This is a genomic window from Mesorhizobium sp. W016, assembly GCF_054719485.1.
On sequence record NZ_JBTTIF010000002.1, the window covers coordinates 2,118,933 to 2,140,935 of the forward strand.

Sequence of the window (22,003 nt, forward strand, 5' to 3'; positions counted from 1 at the left end):
CCCCATTCATTAGAGTATCGAAATCTAAGCCGCTGATGACGGACGGTGTGGTGCCGCCGCTGTCTCTGCGTCCTGCAATCTTTGGTCCTGCCATGCAATTCCCCATCAGAAAGCCTTCGGACAGCTGAACGCGGAGAGCGCCGGCAGCGTGAACGGATTACCGTCCTTCCCGGTCTTGATCGTGTAGGCGACATCGCGCCCGCCGATGAGGAAATGCGCTTCGAGACTGTCGCCATTGGCGGTGACCTGCCCCTTGTCCAGCAATCGTTTCAACGCCCAGGGACCGTCGAACTTGATTGCGGACTCGCGGCCGGGCAGCTCCGGCGTCAGGCTGAGACTGGCCGAACCGGTCTTGCCCGGCCACGGAATCAGGCCCGGCGTGTTGCCGGCCTGGGTGGCCTGCAGCACCTGGCCGTCGATATTGAGCAGCGCCATGTCGGCATCGCCATGCAGCGACAGCGGCGTGAGGGTGATGTTGATCGACGGCACCGGCCCGCCGAGCGGAAAGAAAGCCGCGCGGATTTGTGCCGCGAGCTGAAAGTTCTTCAGCGTCGATTTCGCCAGATTGCGGCCGAACCTGGTGTCCTGTTTCCAGTCCCAGTCCTGGCCGCTCATGTCGACCAGCGACGCCAGGTTCTGCGCGAAAAACCGGTCGAGAACCCCGCCCGGAGAAAACAATCTGGCAAAATCCGCCATGGCGACATCGTCGGTGCCGGCGGGGGCGAATGGAAAGCGCCCGGCAATCACCTCTTCGCACGGACGGCCGACGGTCTCCTCCAGCATCTCGTTGAGACGCGTGGTCGATGTTTCGGCGACGGTGCCCTCGAAATCGTCCGCCGCCGCGCTCACCATCCTGGCCAGCGCCTTCGGCAGCCGCGAAGCATTGGCGCGCAACGTCGAGATCTGCAGCTGCAGATTGGCGTTGGCCTGGTCCGTCTGGGCGGGGACATCGGCGGCCAGCCGCACGCTCTGATAGATTTCGCGGAAATTCTGGGTGAGGGCGTCGAGCGGCCGCTGCCCCGGCGCCCCGGCCACCAAAGCCTGGAAAGACCGGAACTGGGCTTCGATGTTGGCGCCGGGATCCTGGTTCTGCGTACTGACAAAGGCGGTCCCGGCCCTGCTCTGCGATTTGCGCGCTGCAAGCTCGATGCCGATGCGGGCGAGGCCCTTGGCGCGTGCCGCGATTTCCTGGCCGCTGTCTTGAGACGGCGCAGCCGGATTGCGCTCTTGCGTCAAAGCTGTTTCGCGCGCGATCGCCTCGAACAGCTGCATCAGCGGCGAACTCGGTGATCCCGCTGCGGACAGCGCCAGATATTGCGGTTTGTCGGCGGCCATTGCCTTGAACTTCAACCTGTCGAGCACCTCGTTCCACGCCGCCGCAAAGCCCTTGCCATAGCGATCGAGCAGCTCCGGGCCGAGCTTGAGCAATTCCTGGTCGAAACCGCCTTGCTCGCCGCTCGAGCCGATCACCCATTGATCGTCGACCAGCGCCTGCGCGCTCCTGGCAAGTTGCGCCAGATAGAAGTCGAAGCCGGCATGGGTGTAGAGACCGGGGACGCGAAGGCCGGCGAGATCGTTTCCGTCATTGCGCTCGAACAGCATCGGCGCCTCCGCGCCGGCTTGCGATGACACCGAAAAATCGTCCAGCGCCGCCGCATAGGTGGCCGACTGGATGAGCGCGGTGGCGCGATCGGCAAGGCTCATGCGGCCGAGCGAGCGCTGGGCGGATTCGACCAGCGCGCGGTTGAGTTCGAACGAGGGATCCTGGTCATCGTCGAGCGCCAGCATGGCGCGCAAATGCTTCTCCAGTTGCGCCCGGCCGTCGCGATTGTGGGCGCCGGGATAGCGGTTCTGTTCCCAGTCCCGCTTCAGCCAGGTGACGACCAGCTCGTCATCCACTTTCGGCGCCTTGCCGCCCAGCATCAGGTAAATCTTCAACGGCTCGTACAGCGCCATCGGATCGGCCATCCTGGCCTCGATCGTGCGTTCGAGCTGGAACAGCAGGCGCGAGCGGAACATCCGCTCCAGCCCCTGCCGGTAGGCGGTCTCGGAGGCCGAAAGGATACGCTCACGCTGGCTGAGGCCGAACGTCGCCGTGGCCGGCGTCGGCTGATCCTTGGTGTCATAGCCGGCTGGTAGGCCGCGCAGCGCATCTAGCGCACCGATGACGGTTTCGAGGTCGGCATCCGACACCGTCGTGCTGGCCAGCAGCGGCGCGGCTGTCGCGCGGTATTGGCCTGCCGCCTGGCCGGTCGCGGCGACCAGCGATTTGTTGGTCGTAAAGCTCAGGCCGAGAACGCCAAGCGCGGCGATCGCTATGGCCGCGATCGCTGTCAGGCCGGCGTAGCGGGCGATCGCAACGCGCCTGTCGGCCGCCCTGTCATAGGACACCCAGCCGGACTCGGCGAAAATGACGCGGCTCAACAGATCGTGCAGGAAGAAGCTTTTGCCGGTGCCGGAAAGATGCGCCTGGGCACTCCTGCCGAAACTGCGGCCTATGCTGCCCAGCAACTGGTCGATCGGCGTGCCTTCCTGCGTGCCGGAAGAAAAATACAGGCCGCGCAGGGGGGCGTTCAGCTGCTTGCGCGTCGGCTCGAAAACGCCCTCGAGGAAATGCACGATCCGGCCTTTCAGCGCGCCGAGCTGCGCGGCGAAGCCGAAAATGGCGATGCGCGCGACCGGATCGGTCTCCGCCTGCAGCCGCTCGCTCATCTCTTCGGTCAGGCGCTTCACCAGCGCGTCGAATTCGGCTGGCGCTTCCGCGACCATGTTCAGGCCGCGCTCGGCGGTCTGGAAGGTCGCGCCCCACACCTTGCGCCGGCGTGCTTCGTCGAAACCGCCGAAATATTCCATGAATCCGGAGACCAGGTCGGCCTTGGTGAACAGCACATAGACGGGAAAGCGGACCTTCAGGACCTCGTGGATTTCCTGCAGGCGGCTGCGGATCTCGGCGACACGGGCCGCCTGCTCGCCGTCCGCCATCAGATCGGCAAGGCTGATCGCCAGGATGACGCCATTGATCGGCTGACGCGTCCGGTGCCGCTTGAGCAGCGACAGGAACGCCAGCCAGCTTTTGCTGTCGGTCCGTGCATGGGAATCCTGCGTCGTGTAGCGCCCGGCCGTGTCGATCAGCACCGCCTCGTCGGTGAACCACCAGTCGCAATTGCGCGTACCGCCAACACCCGCCACCGGCTGCGCCTGGCCCGACCCGGCAAGCGGAAAGTTCAGGCCGGAATTGACCAGCGCGGTGGTCTTGCCGGCGCCCGGCGGGCCGATGACGATGTACCAGGGCACGTCGTAGAGGAAGTTGCGCTTGCCGCTCGATTGCCTGAGCGTCGCGACCGCTTCATTCATGCGAGCTTCCAGCACCTTTGCATCGCTGCCGTCATCCTCGGCGCTGGCCATGGCAGCCTCCAGCGCCTTCTGCGCCTTGCGCCTGCGCCAGAACCGGATTGCATAGATGATCGCCACCGTTCCGACGACGATGCCGATGATCGCTGCCCGCAGCCAGATGGGATCCAACGGCCGGGCGCCGGCAAAGCGGATTAACGGGCCGGCGTACCAGACCGCGGCGGCAAAGCCGGCGAGCGCGAGCGCGCTGAAGATGCGCAGCAGCCAGCCGGTCACAGCATCTCCTCCCGCGGGATCATTACATCGACACGGCGGTTTTTGGCGCGGCCCTCCGGCGTTGCATTGTCGGCGATGGGCTCGTCCTCGCCCTTGCCCTCGACCTTTGTCCGCGACGGATCGCTGAAATGCGCTGCGATCATCTTTTCCACCGACTGGGCACGTGCGACGGAGAGGTCGAAATTCGATTTGAAGGCGCTGGTCTTCTTCGGTTTGACGTTGTCGGTGTGGCCGACGATCCGGATCGGCCCGCGCTCCGCGTCGAGAGCCGCCGCGATGCTGGCGGCCACCGGCTCGAACTCCGGCTTGACCTCGGCTCGTCCCGACTGGAACAGCAGGGCGTTGCTGATTTCCACGATGATGAAATCACCCTTAGTGCCGACGCTGACGCCGCCGCCTTCGATCTCCTTGGCCAAGGCAGTGCGGATGCGATCGACCTGCGCAATCGTCGTTGGCGCTGCGACGACTTTCACCTCCTCGGTCAGCGGCACGAAACCGGTGCGCTCGATGGTGACCGGCGTCGCCGGATTGAGCGCCAGCAACTCGCCGGCAACAGCCTCGCCATCATGGGTGATGAGCACGCGCAGCGTGAAAAAGGCTGCGGTCAAAACTGCCGCGGTTGCAGCGGCTATGGCCCAGAGCGGAACCCGCCTGGAGCCTTGCGCCGATGTGACCGACAAGCCTTGCCAGCGCGGCGAGATGTCGTCGTCACCGAGGACGCGGAAATAGGCTGATGTCTCGTAGACGTCGCGGCGGACCCGTTCGAGGCTCTCGCGCGGCTGGCCGCGATACTGGCCTTCGAAGCCAAGCGACAGGCAGACATGCATCAGCTCGATGAGATTGCGATGAGGTTCCGGCGTCGCCAGCACCGTGTTCAGCGCCTGGAAAAAACCGGCGCCGGTGGGTTTGACCTGGAAGAAGCGCTGCAGCATGGCGTGCTGCGCCCACGCATCCCGGCTGGAACCGGGCAGATTGGCGACGATATCGTCGGCGGTTTCGCAAAGCACATAGCTGGCGATGCGCGCATCCTCTTCCGAGGTATCGGTCCTGGCGATCTTGCGGTCGAAATCCTCGATCAGGCCGGCGACATGCTGCGCCAGCGGCTCGGCCGGTCTTTCGACAGCCATCAGCCGCAGATGCCCAAGCAGTATCAGCAAGGGCGCCGCGGCAGCGACGATCGGGTTGGCCGCGCCATAATCGACGGCATCGCTGGCGCCGAGCAGCGCATCCCATGGCGTTTTCCCCGCCGTCCCGGCTGAGCCGTGAACGGGCGGATCGGCCGGCGCGTTGGCGAAGGGCGTTCCCTGATAGATCACCGTCCCCGTGACGTCGGACGGCGGCTGGCGGCCGGCGTTGGGATCGAAAACCGTGGGTTCCGGGACGCTGGCAGGGGCGATCACCGTACTGCCGGGGGCCGGCGCATCGCGGGCGAGAACCGTCTTTTGCTTGCGGCCGGGATTGGGGCGGCTGGGGCGGATGACGGTTTTGCCGGTCGGATCGAAAGGATCATCCTTCGAGCTCATCGCCGATCCCTGCCTCTACGCCCGCGCGCCGCGACGCACAGCGCCATGTCCGCGCGAACGCGGACCGCAGGACGCTATCTCGCCGTGACATGACATGTGCCGCAGACCCCCGAGGTCGACCAACCGTACCCGCGTGCTCAATCGTCGTATGTGATCGTAGTCTCAGAAGGTTGCGATGGAAACCCGGCGCAATTTTGGTGGCCGGCCCGTGCTCGGGTCGCCTTCACGGTGTCTTCAGCGGTGCGCGGGCTTAGCCCTTGCCAGTCTTCTGCTTGGCGGCCTTGGCATAGGCTTCGCTGAAATAGGTGAGGAATATGTCCAGCATGCCGTTCTCGTGCGCTTCCTCCTTGGCCCGCCAGGTCGCGACCAGTGCGTCCCAGGCGCGCGTCTTCTTCGAGGCAAAGGAGGATGGCGGCAGTTTTTTCGCAATCGCCTCGGGCGACAGATCGTCAAGCAACCGCGACAGCGCTGCCTGCATGGCGGCGAAGGTGGCGAATTCATGCGTTTTGAGGTCGTGGAAAGCGTCTTCGATGCTATGCCGGGCATCGAGATAGCCGGCCCTGCGCCGCGCGAACATGATGTCGAGGATTTCGTCTGTCCCGGGCACGAACTTCAGCGGATTGTTGTCGGCGGAATTGATCATGGTGCGGTCGCTGGTCTTGGCCAGGACTTTCGCGGCGGCGCGCGCCTTCAACAGCAGCACCAGTTCGTCGACGACGATGCGCAGCACCGCGCCGATCTCGCCGGCCACCTCCTGCGGCTGGCGCAGCAAAAGCACCTCTGGCGGAATGCCGGCGCCGGCGGCAATCGCGCGCAGGATCTCGTCGGCTTGCTGCGGCCGGCTGGAGAGCGAAGCGGGCGGCGCGGTCGGTGACCGTGGCGATGCGGCATGGTCTGGAAAGGATCCAACGGGCATCTGCCGTTGCGTCGAACCATGGCCACCGAAGGCTGGGTTCCCGTCATCGATCGATACCGAGACGATATAGCGGCCGATCCGGAGCCGGTCACCTTGCGCCAACCGGTGCGGGTCGGTCAGGCGCTGGCTCGACCCGTTGACGAATGTGCCGTTGCGCGAGACGTCGTGGAGAAAAAAAGCGCCGCCTTCGTAGCGGATTTCGCAATGCCGGCCGGAGATGAACTTGTCCGGATCGGGCAAGGTCCAGGCACAGTTCTCCCGCCCAATCTCGAAGCCGCGGTCGCGCGATGCGTATCCGGGCGGCAGCCCGGCAGGCAGGACATCGACATTGCTGATCTGCAGACTGATGAACATGCGCTATGGACCGTCGACCGCTGCCGTTTCCATTGATCCGATGTGCCACAGTCTAGCAGCTTGCGGGCACAGCGGGAGAGCGGCGTTTCACACTGGCGAAAGCGGCGCAAACAGCAACGGCCTGCCGCTTGTCCTCTTTGGTCTGCCATAGAACATGTGGTAGGCTCAACATGGCTTGGGTGGCAAGTTGCGAAATATCCCTGAACGTGAGGTCGTTAACACAAGAAGGGCTTCGAACCTGCCACACTAGCGCTCAGGAGGGGCACGACCCATGCCGAGTGAACAACGCGCCGCGCTTGTGCAGACGCCGGTCGGCGCCGAGCTGTTGACCTTTACGCATCTCGTCGGCCGCGACGAGATCAGCCGCTGCCTTGCCTACACCGTTGGATTTGTCTCGACCAATGCCGATGTCGACCCGCTGAAGATGCTGGGCGGCACCGTTTCGATCGAAGGGGAGGCCGACCCCAAGCGCTGGTTCAGCGGCCTCATCGCCGAGTTTCGCCTTACCCGCATCGAAGATCGGCTGGCTCACTATGAGGCGGTCGTCAGGCCGTGGCTGTGGTTCCTCGGCAATACCACCGACTGCCGCATCTTCCAGGACAAGACTGCCGTCGAGATCGTGGAGGAGATTTTCTCCAAATATGGCGGCATCGCCAAGTTCGAGAAGCGCTTGCAGGGCTCCTATCCGCCGCGCGAATATTGCGTGCAGTACGACGAGAGCGACCTCGATTTCGTGCAGCGGCTGCTCGAGCATGAAGGCATAATGTACTTCTTCGAGCATGCCGAGGGTGAGCACACACTGATCCTGGCCGACGCCATGAGCAAGCTGAAGCCAGCGCCGGGCTATGAGACGGTGCTCTATCAGTTCGAAGGGCAGGGCTCGCGCCGCGACGTCGAGTACATCACCGACTGGATTCCAGGCAGCGCGGTGCGCCCCGGCGCCTATGCCCACACCGACTATGATTTCGAGAAGCCCGCCGCCGATTTGATGGCGAAGTCGGCACAGCCCTTCGGCCACAAGCAGGCTGCCGGCGAGAACTATCGCCACCCCGGCGCGCATCTGGAAGTCGGCCGCGGCGACAGCCTGGCGGCGATCAGGCGCGAAGAAATCCAGGCGGCGCATATGCGCATTGCCGCCGTCGGCACCGTGCGCGGCCTGTTCTCCGGCTGCACCTTCAAGCTCGACGGCTTTCCGCGCAAAGACCAGAACAAGGAGTATCTGGTCGTCAGCGCCGAATACCGGCTGTTCGATCCGGGCTACCGCGCCGGCGTCGACACCGATGGCGAGAATTTCAAGGTCGTGCTCGGCGTGGCGCCGACTTCAGTCGCCTATCGGCCACCGCGCATCACGACGCGGCCGATCATGCGCGGGCCACAGACGGCGACGGTCGTCGGTCCGTCCGGCGAGGAAATCTTCACCGACAAATATGCCAGGGTGAAGGTGCAGTTCCACTGGGACCGCCTGGGCAAGAAGGACCAGAAGAGCTCCTGCTTCGTGCGCGTGTCGCAGACCTGGGCCGGCAGCGGCTGGGGCTTCATCCAGATTCCCCGCATCGGCCAGGAAGTGATCGTCGATTTCATCGAAGGCAATCCGGATCTGCCGATCATCACCGGCCGGGTCTACAACGCCTCGCAGATGCCGCCCTACGGGCTGCCCGGCAACGCCACGCAGTCGGGCTGGAAATCCAACTCGTCGAAGGGCGGTGGCGGCTACAACGAGCTGATGTTCGAGGACAAGGCCGGCTCCGAACTGGTCAATTTCCAGGCGCAGAAGGACCATCACCTTCTGATCAAGAATGATCGCCAGAAGCTGGTCCAGCACGACCAGTCCGACCGCATAGACCACGACGCCAAGCACTCCGTCGGTCACAACCTCGACGAGGACGTCGGCAACAACAAGACGGTCAAGGTCGGCGTCGACCAGACCACCAATATCGGCAACAACGACACCGAGACCGTCGGCGTCAACCGCTCGCTGACGGTGGGTTCGAACGAGACGATAAGCATCGGCTCCAACTCGACCGAGACGATCGGCGCTAATCACACGCAGACCGTGGCGATCGTGCAGACGGTGACTGTTGGCGCGGCGCGGGTCGATACCGTTGGGGCCTCCGAGACCCGAACCGTGGGTGCGGTGCAGACCAATACCATCGGCGCGACACGCTCAATGACCGTGGGCATCAGCCAGACGCACAACATAGGCACGAGCGATACCTGGACCATCGGCGCCGATCAGAGCATCAGCATCGGTGCTGGCCAGACCGTCGCGATCGCCGCGTCACAGGCCACCGATGTAGGCGCTTCGCGCACAGCCAAAATCACGTCGAATGACTCCACTGAAGTTGGTGGCGGGTTCATGCTCAAGATTGCAAAGGGTAGCCTTACCGACATCAAGGAAGACTCGGTTACAAAGTCTGGCAAAAGCCTGTCGATCGAAGCGGCGGACGACATCACCCTAACATGCGGAAGTTCGAAGGTTGTCATGAAAAAGGATGGCACGATCGTTGTGGAGGGAAAGGACATTTTCTTGAAGGCATCTGGTAAGATCAACGCCAAGGCCTCGGGTGACATCATCCTGAAGGGCTCGAAGATCAACGAGAATTGAGGTCGCGATGAGCAAAGTTGTCGAGCGTATCTATGGGGTGGTCATCGGGCTGTTCCTTGGTTTCGACGATCAGGGTCCGCTGGTTGTATTTCCCGGCAATCCCGAGGATGTGGCGCTGAGGGCCAGAAGCCTGGTTGAGCTCAATCAGGCTATGATAGGATCAGAAGTGGCGTTGCTGTTTCAGGACGGCGACCCGAGACGTCCGCTCATCATGGGACCGATCATCGAACCAGCCCGCAAGCGCGCGGCCCAGCGCGTTATCAGCGATGGTGAATATGTCCGACTGAAGGCCTCGAAGAGGATCGAACTTCGCTGCGGAAAGTCCAGTCTCATACTTGACAGTGATGGACATATCTCGCTTCGCGGAAAATACATCGTGAGCCATGCTAGCGGTGCGAACAATATCCGCGGTGGCTCCGTGAATCTGAACTGATGACTGGGCCACAGGTCACAACGCAGGCGCGGCCCAACAGGGTGGCTGATGACGTGCTCCGTCAGCATGTCGAATTGGTGGCATTCCTTTGGGCGCAAAGAGATACGCTGCTGAATGCAGACCCGCCGGACGTTCAGGTGGCAAAGAGCTTTGGCGACCGGCTTGAGGTGCATCTAGACGCGCTGCGGATCGCCGGCGCGGCGGCTTGGCCATTTGCCATCGAACAATGGGCCGATTTTCCCGACAAAGGCGAACTTTTCACGTGTGCATGGCTGGCAATTGAGCTGGAAGACGAAAAAAGCCTGAACGAGTCGATTGAATTCTTCCGCGCTGAAAGGAACGCAGCCTACGGCTTTGTTGGCGCGTTGGAAATCCATCGAGCGGACAAGATCGCGAGGTGGGTCAGACAGTGGGTGTCGCACGAGGATCCCGTTAAGCGGCAACTTGCCGCTCACGCGATCGACGTGCACAAGATGGACCCCGGCAGAACGCTTTTGCGTTTGCTAAAGGACTCTGGCGCAGAGACGCGGTGTATCGGTCTTAGGCTCACGGCGAGACTTCGACATATCGAGCTTGTCCAGGTTGTCGCGGCGCTGCTCGATGATCGCGATGCCCAGGTACGCTTCTGGGCCGGTGTCGCACTCGCAGAGCTTGGATTTGGGGAGCGGGTTAGGCCCGATCTTGAGGCCGTAGCCGCATCAGACGACGCTAACGCACTCACCGCGCTGCGTACTTTGATCAATACAACGCAGTCGAGGGAAGTCCGGTCCTGGCTGGGAGGTCTGATGCGCGCCGCGAACCCGGCGGCTGTCCGCGCAGTTGGGATGCTCAACGACAAGACCCAACTCAACTGGCTCGTCGATCGCATGCGCGAACCCGCGATGGCCGCCGCAGCGGGTGCGGCTTTTCTGGAGCTCTTCCCCGACGCTGCGCAAGAAGATGATTTGTTCACCATTGACCCAGCCGAAGCCGGTTTGGAATTTGTCCACCGCTTCGAATATGGCGAGCAAAAAATCCCGCTGGCTGACAAAGTCATGGAGTGGGCCAAGGCGAGTGGATTTTTCGGATAGGGCCAACCTTGCAGCAGCGATCTCTCCGCACACGCGTGGAACTGCTCAGATCCCTATCGGGTGACCGAAAAAATATCTCTGCCCCGCCTTGAAGCCCCCGATCTCATCGCTGTCGAAAAATGTCTCGAGGATTCCGGCAGCCTGCAACGATTTCAAGTTGCCGTTTCTATCGAACATTTTCGAGCAATTGATGCCTGTGGTAGCCTCGAACAGCGTCGCTTCCCGTGCCAGCCTTTGCTCCCGCTCCTCGTCCTGTTTCAAGTTGCGATACATGCGCTTCGCAATCTTGGCGATGTCGATCGCCTCGCCTCCATAGATCGGAATATCCTTGGAGCCTACGCGCTCTAGCACCGCATCGCGCGCCTGCTTCACTTGGTCGAAATATCTCTCGCGGTTAGCTCTCTCGACCCAGCCCTCGTCCGTCAAGACTTCCTCCATGGAACCCGCCATCAATGGGCCATCCTCGGCTTCAAGAAGGAAGGATATTTCCTGCTCGATCTGTCTTAGCGGCTCGATGTCCCCAGCTCGTTTGTGCGCTTCCATAAGGTAGTCGACCGCAGAGAGGTTGGATGTAGCTCCCAGTGCAATTGCCAGGAAATAGAGGAAATTGTCTCCGCTTTTGTCCTCGATATGATCGAAAGTCTGCCGCACCGACTGAAGTGTGCCGGCATAACCGGAAATGTTGGCGATCGCATGCCAAAGTAGGTAAAGCGGATTGTCTCGCATCAACGGGCCGAGTTCCGGAAGCCTTGAAAAGTTTCCGCGCGTGCATCCTAGCAGAACCGCTGCTATCCGCTCCCATGCGCGTGTGCTCGTTTCGAGGCGGGCTAGGTCCAACGCATAGAGGTCGAACGACTTGGGATGAAACCCATAGCTGAGTTCCTCGAATGCGGTGTTGGCGATCTTTGGATAGTGTTCCATGTCTACTCAATAAATTAGGCTCGCGACCTTTTCCAGTTCGCTCTGGTCATCTTCGATATCGTTGCACGCCTTGGTGTTCATGTAGTGCTGGGGAACGACGTTTCCTTGATCGTTGCAACCACCTGCCATGCGCGGCGTCTTGTGGTTTAGTTTGCTAGGTGGTGGCTTGTTTGGAGGGGGATAAGCAGCGGGAATCGGATTCGTCGGGTTCATCTTGCTCCAGATACTCAGAACCGCGCTCTTCTTCTTCGAGCTGAAGGCGTCGCCCGCTGCCTGGGCCGCTGTTGGACCAAGTGGTCGCTTCACGGTCGGACGATGTCGCGTAATCTTATCGCGATGCTGAGGTATGTCGAAATGGAGTGCGCAGCCCTGGTTCTCCTTCGTCTGGACATTTGGGCAACTCGGCTGGCCGTCCTTTCTTTTCTTGCGCTGCCTGGTCTTTCTTCTGTTCATCCGCTCGAGGGTCTCAGTTAGTGTATCTTTCTCGGCCTGCTTGTCCGGCACTTTGATCAAGCTGATCTGCTTTCGCCAGAAGGCGCCCGCCGTCATCACCCGATACGGTCTCTTGGTCTTGGGGTCCTTCTGCCACTTATGCAAAGGGTTGCCGCAACAGGGACATTTGCCGGCTTGGATGGCCGCCTTGGCCTGTTTCATGTCCTGGGTTTCATTCGTAGGCGCCGGTGGCGTTGCGCCGATCTGCGAGGCGTGATTGCTTGTTGTTATGTCGATATGCCGGCAAACGTTCTTGCCCTCGAACTTCACCGTCATCGCCCAGGCTTGGAAGTAGGTCTTGCCGGTGATTTGGTGGGTGACGACAGACGCGCCAAAGCTCCGGGTGGCCGCCTCGTTGCCCAAAGGCGACGATTTGTAATAGGACTTTTGGGCGAGCGCGGCGGGTTTGCCGCCGATATTGACCGTCTCGGACCCTTCTTGGAGGTCTTTCGAAAACGACGTGTCAGGATAAGGAACCGGGATAGGCCCGGCTGGCGGCGAAGGCGGTGACAGACACACGTCGGGAAAGCGCGCCAATGACTTGTTCATGCCGTTCTTGCCGGCGATTTCCCACTTCTCGGCGAAGACGTCCTTTGTCATCGGTCAACTAGGCCTTCTGGGTGCCACAATTGCTGCGGCCTTTGGGCCGAAGCAAGAGCTTGCGTGAAGCGCGGCGAGCTTTCCCGGCGCATAGTTGCGCGCATAGGCTTGCTCGGCCCAGGCGAACTGGATGATGCCGGCGGCGGCGCCGCTGTCGCCAATGCAATCCGCTGCGTGCCAAACGTCTTGGCAGGGCCGAACTTCACGCATATTGCGCATCTGTGCCAGCACCAACTCTTCGAAAGCGTAGCTTTCACCCGCAACGTCGGACAGGCGAAACGAGACTTTGTGCATAGGCACGCCGGCATCGGCAAGCGCGGCCTTCAGGGCGGCGCTCAAGCCGTCGGCTCGGAAGGGCGTCTCGTTGAACAAGGTCGACCCCTCGACGCCAAAACCGATGCCGAGAATGCTGATCGCGGTCAAAGAAGCGGCATCGCGCGTCACCACCAGGATCCCGGCAGCTTCACCAGGAACCAGTCCGTCGGTGACTGCACTGGTTTTCAATCGCTGATGTAGATCAAGCCACGACAATGTGCGCGCATCCACCAGGCTATCGACGGCGACGATGATGCATGCGGGATATCCTTCGCTCTTCAAAAGCGTCTCGGCATGGGACAATGCGGTGAAAACCGCGACAGGGCCGCCCGCGATATGCAGCAGCTTCGGTCCCGTCAGCCCGCGTCCGTCCGGTAGTGTTATTCCCGCCAGAATTCCTTTGAGCCTGCCACCAGGCATTTCGTTCTCACGCGTGCACAACAGAAGGGGCATCTGCCCCCAAGGCAGACCGGTCACGGTGTCGGCATCGAGTTGCTCGAATGCGAGTTTGACCAGCGCCGAGATGCGCTCGCGACCTCGCAGCTTGAGCGGCAAGGCGTCGACTGTTGCGGCGATGATCGGCTCGCCTTCCGCATCATGATAGCTCAGCTCGTTGAATGCGGCTATTTTTCCCCGCATGGCCGCGATCGAACTGGCGGCGCTGTAGCCAACCGGTGTCACTAGGCTGATGCAGGAGACCCAACTCATGACAGGCGCCGTTGGTTTTTCAGGGCTTCAATTGCCACGCCCAGTCCAGCGTAGTGTGGCTTGTCATCATCATCCGGGATGAGATTAACGCCAATCTCCACCTGCTGCAGTTTCACGAATTTGCGCGGAACCTTCGTGCTCACCCGGCCCACTAACACGATTTTGCCTTCGTGCGGCACGATGTTCAACGTGTCGGGAACGAGGGTCTTGCGCTCAATGCGGTCTTCGTAGACAAACCGGACGGGCACGGAGAGCCTTGGCAACCTAGCCGCGAAGCGCCCTCTTTCAGTCATCCCCAGGCAGCCGAAAACCATCCCTTCACTGAGCAGATCAAGCCACTGATCTTGTGGCGCCGCCTGGAAATAGCGATCATCAAAATCCGTCGGCAAGTAGGGAAAAATATTGTCGAGCCAGTTCTTGTCATAGGTGCCCGCATATTGCGCGCGCTGTTTGGCGAAGCGCGGCACCGGGCCGAAGCCGATCGGCTTCACGCGGTCGTTCCAGATGCGGACACGTGATTGCGGGTGCTCCACGCACGGCAAAAGGACACCGTCGGGATTGGCTTGGCTCACCAGGAAGCCGGTGCCGATAGGGTTCACGCCATCGCCGTGCGGCTTCTCGGGATCTGTCCTGTCAGTTCCCCCGAAAGTGAGATGCCACGCGAGAGGCATGCTGACAAAGGGCGTAGTCCGTGAGGCCTGCACACCCAGACCTGTCTTGAACCAGCGTCTTTGCCCGGTGAGGATGGCGCGTTTGTCGATGCCGGGCCCGATCAGCGCAACTTCCATCGATTCCATTGGACGGCCGATTGGTGCGACCGCCTGGGCGTCGAGCAGCACTTCGCATTTTGGCTTGACCGGAACGAAATCACTTTCGACGCGTACCGACGTTGTCTCGGGATCGCCGTAGTGGGTATCGGCGTAGACGAAGGGTGACTGCGTCGTGCTGGGCGTGCAGTTGCCTTGCTCATCGACATCGTATGTCGCGCGAACGACCGCGACGCAGAACTTCACGCAATGCTTGTCCTGATAGGGAAAAGTCTCGGCGAGAAACGGGGTGGTGTTCTGGCTGACGAACATCAGAGTTGCGCTCCCATCAGCTGGTCTCCCAGCTGCCGGCGAGGATTGTCTCCAGCGTCGGTTGCGGCGCGTGCGGACCGATGTCGAAAATGTCGGAGTGCGCCGTCCACATCACCATGTCGGCGATCAGCTCTTCGCCCGGCTCGGCCTGTGGCATCGGCAGTGCCGTCAAAGCTGCATCCAGTTCTTCGGGCGTCAGCTCGCCCTGCTGGGCGGCGGTGGCGGCCTCCTCGATTCCGGCAAACCATGCCTCGGCATGCGTCAGCGCGACAGGCGCTTCGGGTAGCAGGGCAACGACGCTCAAGGGGAATTTCCGGCCCACCTTGTCGGCGCTCTGCAGGATGATGCCCGCCGACGCGCCGAAGGAGTTCGGGCCGGCCAGAAACCGCAGCGCCGTGGCCGGCGGCCAGATGTCCTGGCCAAACAGCGGCACCAGATGCTGCGCCAGCCAGCGGTCCCAAAGCCGCACGAACTCGCCCGTCAGCCGCCGGCTGACGAAGTCGCCGGTGGCGGGCATTTTGCCGTAGAAGCCAGGCAGGATCAGATCTGCGGCGGACATGAGAATTTCTTGAACATCTGGAGGTTGTAGGGATTTTCGACACTCGCCGCCTTGAGCTTGAAATCGGCGTACATGCCTTTCGTTCCGAGCCGCAGGCTGTAGACGTCGGACAGCGACGTGCCGGTGAAGCGGCCTGCGCGCAGCATCCTCAGCCACGCCCAGCTGCCGGTCTCGTTGAGCATGATTTCGGGCGAGCCGTCGATCGGCTGGAAAGCGAGCGAGATGACGCCGGTGCCGTCCTTGCCGGGCCAGGTCATCGGTTGCGGTCGCGTCGCATTGTTGAAATAGACCAGGTTCTGGCCATCGAGGTTGAGCGTGACGCGGGTTACGTTGGGCGACAGGTCGGTCGGCTCGATCGTGAAGGCCATCACCGGGCCCTGACCGCCAGGAAAGAGATCGTCGCGGATGCGCCGCGCCTGCTCGAAGGCGGCGAGCGCCGATGGGTCGAGGCCGAAATCGGCACGCCATTTCCAAGGCTGCGCCGAGGTGTCGACATAGCCGATCAGATGGTCGTTGATGAAGCCGTCGATCATCCCTGCCGGTCCGAACAGGCGGGCGAAGTCGCGCACGTTGACGTCGACGGCACTGTCGGGGCTGAACGGATAGCGGTCGTTGAGCGCGGCCTGGCAGAAGGGCAGGATGTCGGCGCGCCAGATGGCGTTGAGCTCGGAGGCCACGGCCTTCTGCGTCAACCCGCTGGTGTCGCCGGCAATGCCGCTCAGCCATGTGTTGACCGGGTCGGGCAGGATTTGCGCCTGGCGGGCGACGGCGCCGGTCAGTTCGGCAAGCCCGCCCTGTTTCTTGATCGCGTCCTGCGGGTCGGGATTGGCGGTCACCGTCTGCAGCACGTTGGACAGCGCCGTCAGCGCGACGACCGCGGCATCGAGCGCCGGCGGCTGGCCGTCGACATCGGCAATCGTGCTCTTGAGCGGCTTGAAGTGTTCGGCCACCAACGTGCCGGTCAGGTCGACTTCGCTGGCCGATCCTGCGCGCGGCAACAGCTTGGCGCCGGTCTTGACGATCTTGCCCAGTTTGCCGAGCTTGCCCAGCAGTTTCGAGCCGCCCTTCGCCGCCGCCTTGTCGTCACCGGCCGGCGCGTCGTCCGAGCGGGTGAGGTCGACCTCCTGGACCACCGCCGTCAACAGCCGCTTCAACGCGGAATCGGCACTGGAAAGGTCTTTCAGATTCTCGCTGGCAATGTTGAGGTCGCTGAGCGGCGCCAGCCGCATGTCGCGCAAAAAACTGTCCCACTGCGCAATATAGTCGTCATAGTAGAGCTTCAGGATATCTTCCGACAGCGCCGACACCGAGGTCTCGGAATTTTCCGAGCAGCCGCCGGCAAACACGGCGCGGTCGAGTGCCGCCTGGGCGGCGACATCCTCGACCCGGTCGAGGATCGCATCGTGGAAGCCGTCATAGGTGAAGGCGCCTGATATGCCGACGCGCAGCGTCTTGTCGGAGCGTCGCGAAAACACCTTGGCGCCGTTCGGCCCGGCGAAATTGGCGGGGATCCATTCCTTCAATCCGGCCACCGCCGGATCGGCCAGCAATTGCTTGTAGGCCCGCGCCGGCAGCGAGATCGTGCAGACCGTTTTCAGCGCTTCGGCGACCAGCGCCTGGTCGGGCGCGATGTAGCTGTCGTCGACCGCCATGCGGCGGATCGCTGCCAGCTGGTGTTCTTCCGCATCGGCTGTCGGGAAGGGCGCGGCCGGCGCGAATTCGGGCAGGTCGTTCACCCACCAATTCTCGACGAAGTCGGAGTCCATCTGAGACAGGCCGGTCATCATGCGGTAGGTCTTGAGCGCCCCCAGCATGAAGTCCGGATCGCGGATCTGCCGCCACATGGTCGCTTCGAGCAACGCCACCATCCGCGGCTCCAGCACGTTGCGCAGAGCGTTGTCATAGGTGTCGGTCTGCGCCCGCATCATCTCGGCCGAAGCCGATGGCCCGAGCAGGTCCTGCGCCTTGTTCGGAGGCGCAGTCCTGGCATTGACGACTTCGTCCATGGCGGTCAGCGCAACGTCCATAGCCGGCTGCAGCACCGAGGCGGGCGTCGCGGCGGTCGACGTCAGCGGCGCCTGCAGTGCTTCGAACTGGCCGGCTTGCGCGGCGATGGCGTTGCGGTTGTCGTAGTAGGACCAGGTGAACAGGCCGCCGGCGAGTATGGCCGCAGCCGCGCAGGCAGCGGCGGCACCGCGCCAGATCCAGCTGCGGCGGCGCTGCGCCAGCGGATCGAAGGTGCCGAGCCCGGCCTCCTTGAAGATCACCTCGGTCAGAAGGTTCTTGAGGAAGAAGCTGCGCTTCTCGAAGCGCTGCGCCGGCATCGTGCGTCGTGCCGGCAGCCCGAAGGAGGAGGCGAGCGCCGCAGTCAGCCGGTCGATTGGCGCGCCTTCCTGGGTGGCCGAGGTCAGATAGAGGCCGCGCAGCCAGGCTGCCTCCTCGTAGCGGCTCTCGCCGAACATCGCCTCGACCAGCACCTGGATCGGCTCGGACAGGCTTTGCAGCTGTGCGGGAAAGCGGAAGATCTCGGCCCGTTCGGCCAGCTTGTCCTCATCCTCCAGCCGCGGCACCAGCCGCTTTTCCAGCTCCCTCGACAGCGTCGTGATTTCGCCCGCGATCGTCTTGGCGTCGACGCGTGCATCGAGCGGGAAGGTCGTCCCCCATACCTGTTCGCGCGCCGCCGTCGACAGGCCGCCGAAGAAAGCCTCGAAGCCTCTGATCAGATCGGCCTTGGTCAGCATGAGGTAGACCGGCAGGCGGATCTCCAGCCGCTCCTCGAGCTCGGCTAGGCGCCTGCGGATCTTGCGGCCATGCGCCTTGACGGCTTCGTCGCCCTCGGACAGCGCGTCGATCCCAAGCGCAACGATGACGCCGTTGAGTGCACGACGGCCGCGGTGCTTCTTCAACAGGTCGAGGAAACCCAGCCATTCCACGGCGTCGACATCAGGCTGGCTTTCCTGCTGGACATAGCGGCCGGCGGTGTCGATCATCACTGCGTTTTCGGAGAAGAACCAGTCGCAGTTGCGGGTACCGCCGATGCCCTGCAGATCGTCGGTGAGGTCGATCGGAAAGTTGAGGCCGGATTGGCGCAAGGCCGTCGTCTTGCCGGTCGCCGGGGGGCCGACGATCACATACCACGGCATCTCGCGCAGGAACTTGCGGCCGCCGAGCTTGCGGCGCTTCAACTCGACCATGACGTCCTGGAACTTGGCGCCGACCGCGGCGACGTTTTCCTCGCCCGGGCTGAGCCGCTTTTCCTCGACCGGGGCGGAGATCTCGGCGACGAACATGCGGTTGGCGCGGATCGCGCGGCGCTGCGCGACGATCAGCCAGATCAGCCAGAAGATCACCAGAAGAGCGATGATGACGATGCGCACCGTCTCCGACGCCATCGGCACATAGTCGCCGACCCGTACGATCGGGCCGAATACCCAGATGATCAGCGACAGCAGGGCCAGGCCGATCAGCGTCCACAGGAAACGCGAAGTCAGGACCGCCCAGAGGAAGCGCAGGATGAACATGTCACAGCCTCTTTTCGACCAGCACTTCGACGCGGCGGTTCAAGGCCCGGCCTTCGCGTGTGCCGTCGTCGGCCACCGGATCGGTGGCGGCCCGGCCTTCGGAGCGCACGCGCTCCTTCGGCACGCCGTTCTGAATCAGGATATCGGCAATTTCCGCGGCGCGGGCTTCCGACAGCCGCTGGTTGGTGGACAGTGGGTTGGTCTTTTGCAAGGGAACGCCGTCGGTGTGGCCGACCACGGTAATATCGCCGATCAGCTCCTGGTTCTCGAGGATCACCTTGGCGACCGAGGCGATGAGCGGATCGAAGCCGTCTGTCAGCTGCGCGCGCGACGACTGGAAGAGTTCGGGATTGGAGGCCTGGATGACCAGCCGCGCCAGCGACACGCTCTCCGTGCCGCTCAGCGCTCTCTTGAGCTCGTCCGGCGCCGCGGCCTGGAATTCCGGCAGCAGCGCGAAATCCACCGCCACCGGCGGCGGCGCGTCGACCTTCGGCGAAGCGCGGGTGACATCCGTACGCGTCGGCGGCGGCAGTGCGCGCACCAGCGCCGAAAGCTCGACCGCCTGGCTGCTCAGGCTCATCGACAGGCCGATATGGATGGCTGTCGCGATCACCGCCGCCGCCGCAACCATCACCCAGATCGGCACGATGAAGCGCTGCGGTTCGTCGGAGGCGATCACGCCTTTCCAGTTGGGCGAAAGCGGTGCGCCTTCGGCGTCGCTGTCGCGCAGGAAACGCGCCGCGGCCACCCGCACCGCATTGAGCGAACGGTCGCCGGAGCGGCCAGGCACGCGATATTTGCCGCGGAAGCCGAGCGCCATGCAATGATATTGCAACTCCAGCATTTCGCGGTCGCGATTGGGATGGCGTTCAAGCTCTTCGAGCCGGGCGAAGAACTGCGCGCCGGCATCGACGTCGCCGCGCAGCATCACCACCAGCGGCTGGCGTGGCCATGCGCTGGCTCCGCCCCACGGCGTATTCAGCGCCAGATCGTCGAGCAACGCAGCCACCAGCCATGCCGCCTGGTCGGCTCGCTCGAGCGAGGAGCCCTGCGCCATGGTGGTGTCGCGGCAGCGCACAAGTTCGTCGAGCAGCCTGGTGCGCAGGGCTTCCGGGTTCTCCGGCGGCTGCGCGTTTTCGAGTTCGGGTGCAAATTCCAGCAGCGGCGAGAACGCGTTGACGAGCACGTTCGGATGCGCGCGCGCGGAGCGCTTCGCGGTGACGCCCGACGCCGGCAGCGGCATGGCGCGCGGCGTCGGCGCTCCGCTCAGGCGGATGCGCGTCCGCTCCCGATCCTCGGACAGTCCGAACGGATCGTCCCTGCTCATCATCTCACCTGTTGACCGAGTAGCAGTCGACCTGCGGTTCGCTGGGCAGCACGCCCGAAACGCCGATCACAAAACCCGGCGCTTCGAGCAGCGAGGCCCAGTGCTCGCTTTTCTGGTCCAGTTCGAGACACAGCCGGTCGCCGTCATAGGGAATTTCGCGCGGCTGCGAATGAAGGGGCTTCAGCGGAATGCCGGGCAGGCGTGATTTCCACAGCCCTTCGAATTCGCTGGCCGAGCCGACCGTCGCCTGGTTGACGAAAATCTTGCGCAAGGCATCCTCCGACAGTTCGGAGCCGATCCGCACCACGATGCGGCTCGCCACCAGAAGTTTCGGGTTGTCGATGCGGATCTTCCACACATTGGTGGCATGGCGCATGACCGGCAGGGCGCGCGATTTCGGCTCGATGTAGCGCAGGCTGAGGATCAGCGAACGCAGCGCATCGGCCAGCGCCGAATAGGCGGGTCCGGGCGCCATGTGGTCGTAGACAGGCAGTTCGCCGAGCCGCCTTGCGCTCGAACCGTAGGTCGCCATCGAGCCGGCAAGGCCGGCAAGTTCCATGTAGACCTCAGCCGGATGGAAAACGTCCTGCGCCAGCATGTGCGCCAGCCGCGGCCGCGCGGCGTTGACCAAATTGAGGATCAGAAGATCCTCGACACTGCGGCCGGGGCCGCCCAGCACCATCTTGCCATGCGCCTCGGCGATCTGGTCGAGGCCGGTGACCACTTCCTGCAGCAGGCGGCTGTACCAGGACGCCGCGCCGATGACCAAGGTCGGCGGCAGGAAGGTGTCGTCCAAGGCCACGCCGCCATCGGCGCGCACGCCCTTGAGTTCGGCCACCGGCAGCGCGGTGTAACCGCCGACGGCCGTGCCCGGCGTCAGCAACAGCGCCTGCGGCCGCGCAATCTCGATTTCCTCGGGGTCGGAGCCGCCATGCACGGCGTCGCGCACCGAGACGATCCGGCCGCGATAGCGCGCGCCGGACGGCTCGGCGTGAGCGGGGTCGAAGCCGACGCCGCCTGGCGGTTCGAGCGGCAGCGCTATCAGCACCGGTCCAGCGCCCATCTCCGGCGTCACCGCCAGCGGCCGCGGCGCATCCATCGTCTCGGGGATCGCGAACGGCGTCCCGTCTGGAAAGATGCCGCGTGCCGAGAGCACCGAGATCTGGCCGGCATCGAGCTGTGCCTGATCGAGCGTCAGCGTTCGAAAACCGAACGTATGCAGATGCCCGGCCTGCAAGGCGCCGCGCACCGTCGCTTCGAAGAAGCGGTCCTGTTGCTGGAAATGCTGGGTGCGGAGGAACAGTCCCTCCGACCACAGCACCCTGTTTGCATCGCTCATGCCGGCACTCTCTGCTTCCTGCTCATCATGTTGCGCGGCTTGCGGACTTTTGCCGCCCATGCATGTCGCTCAAAAGTGGTCACGGTTTTGAGAGAACGACATGCATAAAAATAAAGATCTAAAGCGCGTCGCCTGAATCCGTTCAAACGCGACGCGCTTTAGGCGGAAATCCCGCCGCTGCCGAGCTTCACATTGACCGTGAACTTCGATCCCGGCGAAACCGATTTGGTCGTGCGCCAGTTGCGTCCGCCGGGTTCCCTGATCAGCGCGACGAAGCCGAGTGCTGCCACTTCTGGCTCGACCGTGATGGTCTTCGATGCGGTCTTGCCGGGTCCGACGGAAACCGTGTCGGAGCCGATGAGATCGCCGCCAAGTGCCGCGCCGGCACCGCCCTGCAGGGCGAAATAGTCGGCCGAGTTGAAGGCGCCGGTGCTCTTCAGGCGCAAGATCATCACCGTCACCGGCCTGTCGCCGCCGCCCGGTCCCGGGTTCATGCCGGCGCCGCCGGCAAGATTCACTGTGATGACGGATGGTTTCGGCGGGCCGCTCTGGCAAGCCGTCAGCAGTCCCGTCGCCCCGATGGCAAGGATAAATTCGCGTCTGTCGATCATGTC

15 protein-coding genes are annotated in these 22,003 nt (G+C 63.2%); 3 read left to right on the forward strand and 12 right to left on the reverse strand.

Annotated features, from left to right (window positions below):
* Nucleotides 1-105 precede the first annotated feature (105 nt).
* The 3 genes from tssM (ACYG9V_RS10605) to tagH form a co-directional block, all read right to left on the reverse strand.
* Complete coding sequence (gene tssM, locus ACYG9V_RS10605; protein ID WP_352762825.1) at nucleotides 106-3,627, reverse strand: type VI secretion system membrane subunit TssM; 3,522 nt, start codon at nucleotides 3,625-3,627, stop codon at nucleotides 106-108.
* Nucleotides 3,624-5,150, reverse strand: coding sequence for a type VI secretion system protein TssL, long form (gene tssL, locus ACYG9V_RS10610; protein WP_023726330.1), 1,527 nt, complete (start codon nucleotides 5,148-5,150; stop codon nucleotides 3,624-3,626). The genes tssM (ACYG9V_RS10605) and tssL overlap by 4 nt, the downstream gene beginning before the upstream one ends.
* Nucleotides 5,151-5,400: 250 nt before the next feature.
* Complete coding sequence (tagH, locus tag ACYG9V_RS10615) at nucleotides 5,401-6,420, reverse strand: type VI secretion system-associated FHA domain protein TagH (RefSeq protein WP_023687017.1); 1,020 nt, start codon at nucleotides 6,418-6,420, stop codon at nucleotides 5,401-5,403.
* A 271-nt stretch (nucleotides 6,421-6,691) separates the two neighbouring features.
* Between tagH and ACYG9V_RS10620 the strand changes: the two genes are divergently transcribed.
* From ACYG9V_RS10620 to ACYG9V_RS10630, 3 genes are read left to right on the forward strand one after another with little or no spacing between them, the layout of a single operon-like run.
* A complete protein-coding gene (locus ACYG9V_RS10620) occupies nucleotides 6,692-9,025 on the forward strand; it encodes a type VI secretion system Vgr family protein (protein ID WP_023823523.1) in 2,334 nt (777 codons plus the stop codon).
* A gap of 7 nt (nucleotides 9,026-9,032) precedes the next feature.
* The gene (locus ACYG9V_RS10625) at nucleotides 9,033-9,458 is read left to right on the forward strand and encodes a DUF6484 domain-containing protein (RefSeq protein ID WP_023823522.1); all 426 of its coding nucleotides are present in this window, start codon (nucleotides 9,033-9,035) and stop codon (nucleotides 9,456-9,458) included.
* A 41-nt stretch (nucleotides 9,459-9,499) separates the two neighbouring features.
* On the forward strand, nucleotides 9,500-10,528 hold the full coding sequence (locus ACYG9V_RS10630) for a hypothetical protein (protein WP_155923225.1): 1,029 nt from the start codon (nucleotides 9,500-9,502) through the stop codon (nucleotides 10,526-10,528).
* Between the two features lie 45 nt (nucleotides 10,529-10,573).
* Here the strand turns inward: ACYG9V_RS10630 and ACYG9V_RS10635 are convergent, their stop codons facing one another.
* The 9 genes from ACYG9V_RS10635 to tssJ all read right to left on the reverse strand — a co-directional run bounded on the left by ACYG9V_RS10635 (nucleotide 10,574) and on the right by tssJ (nucleotide 22,000).
* Nucleotides 10,574-11,449 (reverse strand): hypothetical protein, encoded by an 876-nt coding sequence (locus tag ACYG9V_RS10635; RefSeq protein ID WP_023823520.1) that lies wholly within the window; start codon nucleotides 11,447-11,449, stop codon nucleotides 10,574-10,576.
* Nucleotides 11,450-11,455: 6 nt separating this feature from the next.
* On the reverse strand, nucleotides 11,456-12,541 hold the full coding sequence (locus tag ACYG9V_RS10640; RefSeq protein WP_023823519.1) for a DUF4150 domain-containing protein: 1,086 nt from the start codon (nucleotides 12,539-12,541) through the stop codon (nucleotides 11,456-11,458).
* 3 nt (nucleotides 12,542-12,544) lie between these two features.
* Nucleotides 12,545-13,411 (reverse strand): hypothetical protein, encoded by an 867-nt coding sequence (locus ACYG9V_RS10645; protein ID WP_155923223.1) that lies wholly within the window; start codon nucleotides 13,409-13,411, stop codon nucleotides 12,545-12,547.
* Nucleotides 13,412-13,560: 149 nt separating this feature from the next.
* On the reverse strand, nucleotides 13,561-14,643 hold the full coding sequence (locus ACYG9V_RS10650; protein ID WP_352444489.1) for a DUF2169 family type VI secretion system accessory protein: 1,083 nt from the start codon (nucleotides 14,641-14,643) through the stop codon (nucleotides 13,561-13,563).
* Between the two features lie 16 nt (nucleotides 14,644-14,659).
* On the reverse strand, nucleotides 14,660-15,202 hold the full coding sequence (tagF, locus tag ACYG9V_RS10655; RefSeq protein ID WP_023726336.1) for a type VI secretion system-associated protein TagF: 543 nt from the start codon (nucleotides 15,200-15,202) through the stop codon (nucleotides 14,660-14,662).
* Complete coding sequence (gene tssM, locus ACYG9V_RS10660; protein WP_352762822.1) at nucleotides 15,184-18,723, reverse strand: type VI secretion system membrane subunit TssM; 3,540 nt, start codon at nucleotides 18,721-18,723, stop codon at nucleotides 15,184-15,186. The genes tagF and tssM (ACYG9V_RS10660) overlap by 19 nt, the downstream gene beginning before the upstream one ends.
* Nucleotide 18,724: 1 nt before the next feature.
* Nucleotides 18,725-20,050 carry a type IVB secretion system protein IcmH/DotU gene (gene icmH / locus ACYG9V_RS10665; protein ID WP_023815185.1) on the reverse strand — a complete coding sequence of 442 codons (1,326 nt, stop codon included), beginning with the start codon at nucleotides 20,048-20,050 and terminating at the stop codon, nucleotides 18,725-18,727.
* 4 nt (nucleotides 20,051-20,054) lie between these two features.
* On the reverse strand, nucleotides 20,055-21,389 hold the full coding sequence (gene tssK / locus ACYG9V_RS10670) for a type VI secretion system baseplate subunit TssK (protein ID WP_023692181.1): 1,335 nt from the start codon (nucleotides 21,387-21,389) through the stop codon (nucleotides 20,055-20,057).
* Nucleotides 21,390-21,547: 158 nt separating this feature from the next.
* Nucleotides 21,548-22,000 carry a type VI secretion system lipoprotein TssJ gene (tssJ, locus tag ACYG9V_RS10675; protein WP_023673710.1) on the reverse strand — a complete coding sequence of 151 codons (453 nt, stop codon included), beginning with the start codon at nucleotides 21,998-22,000 and terminating at the stop codon, nucleotides 21,548-21,550.
* Between the last annotated feature and the right edge of the window lie 3 nt (nucleotides 22,001-22,003).

What these genes read in the sequence shown, in the direction of transcription:
- tssL (WP_023726330.1), bottom strand. Translation starts at nt 5,150, where the DNA reads ATGAGCTCGAAGGATGATCCTTTCGATCCGACCGGCAAAACCGTCATC.
- tagH (WP_023687017.1), bottom strand. Translation starts at nt 6,420, where the DNA reads ATGTTCATCAGTCTGCAGATCAGCAATGTCGATGTCCTGCCTGCCGGG.
- ACYG9V_RS10620 (WP_023823523.1), top strand. Translation starts at nt 6,692, where the DNA reads ATGCCGAGTGAACAACGCGCCGCGCTTGTGCAGACGCCGGTCGGCGCC.
- ACYG9V_RS10625 (WP_023823522.1), top strand. Translation starts at nt 9,033, where the DNA reads ATGAGCAAAGTTGTCGAGCGTATCTATGGGGTGGTCATCGGGCTGTTC.
- ACYG9V_RS10635 (WP_023823520.1), bottom strand. Translation starts at nt 11,449, where the DNA reads ATGGAACACTATCCAAAGATCGCCAACACCGCATTCGAGGAACTCAGC.
- ACYG9V_RS10640 (WP_023823519.1), bottom strand. Translation starts at nt 12,541, where the DNA reads ATGACAAAGGACGTCTTCGCCGAGAAGTGGGAAATCGCCGGCAAGAAC.
- ACYG9V_RS10650 (WP_352444489.1), bottom strand. Translation starts at nt 14,643, where the DNA reads ATGTTCGTCAGCCAGAACACCACCCCGTTTCTCGCCGAGACTTTTCCC.
- tagF (WP_023726336.1), bottom strand. Translation starts at nt 15,202, where the DNA reads ATGTCCGCCGCAGATCTGATCCTGCCTGGCTTCTACGGCAAAATGCCC.
- tssM (WP_352762822.1), bottom strand. Translation starts at nt 18,723, where the DNA reads ATGTTCATCCTGCGCTTCCTCTGGGCGGTCCTGACTTCGCGTTTCCTG.
- icmH (WP_023815185.1), bottom strand. Translation starts at nt 20,050, where the DNA reads ATGAGCAGGGACGATCCGTTCGGACTGTCCGAGGATCGGGAGCGGACG.
- tssK (WP_023692181.1), bottom strand. Translation starts at nt 21,389, where the DNA reads ATGAGCGATGCAAACAGGGTGCTGTGGTCGGAGGGACTGTTCCTCCGC.
- tssJ (WP_023673710.1), bottom strand. Translation starts at nt 22,000, where the DNA reads ATGATCGACAGACGCGAATTTATCCTTGCCATCGGGGCGACGGGACTG.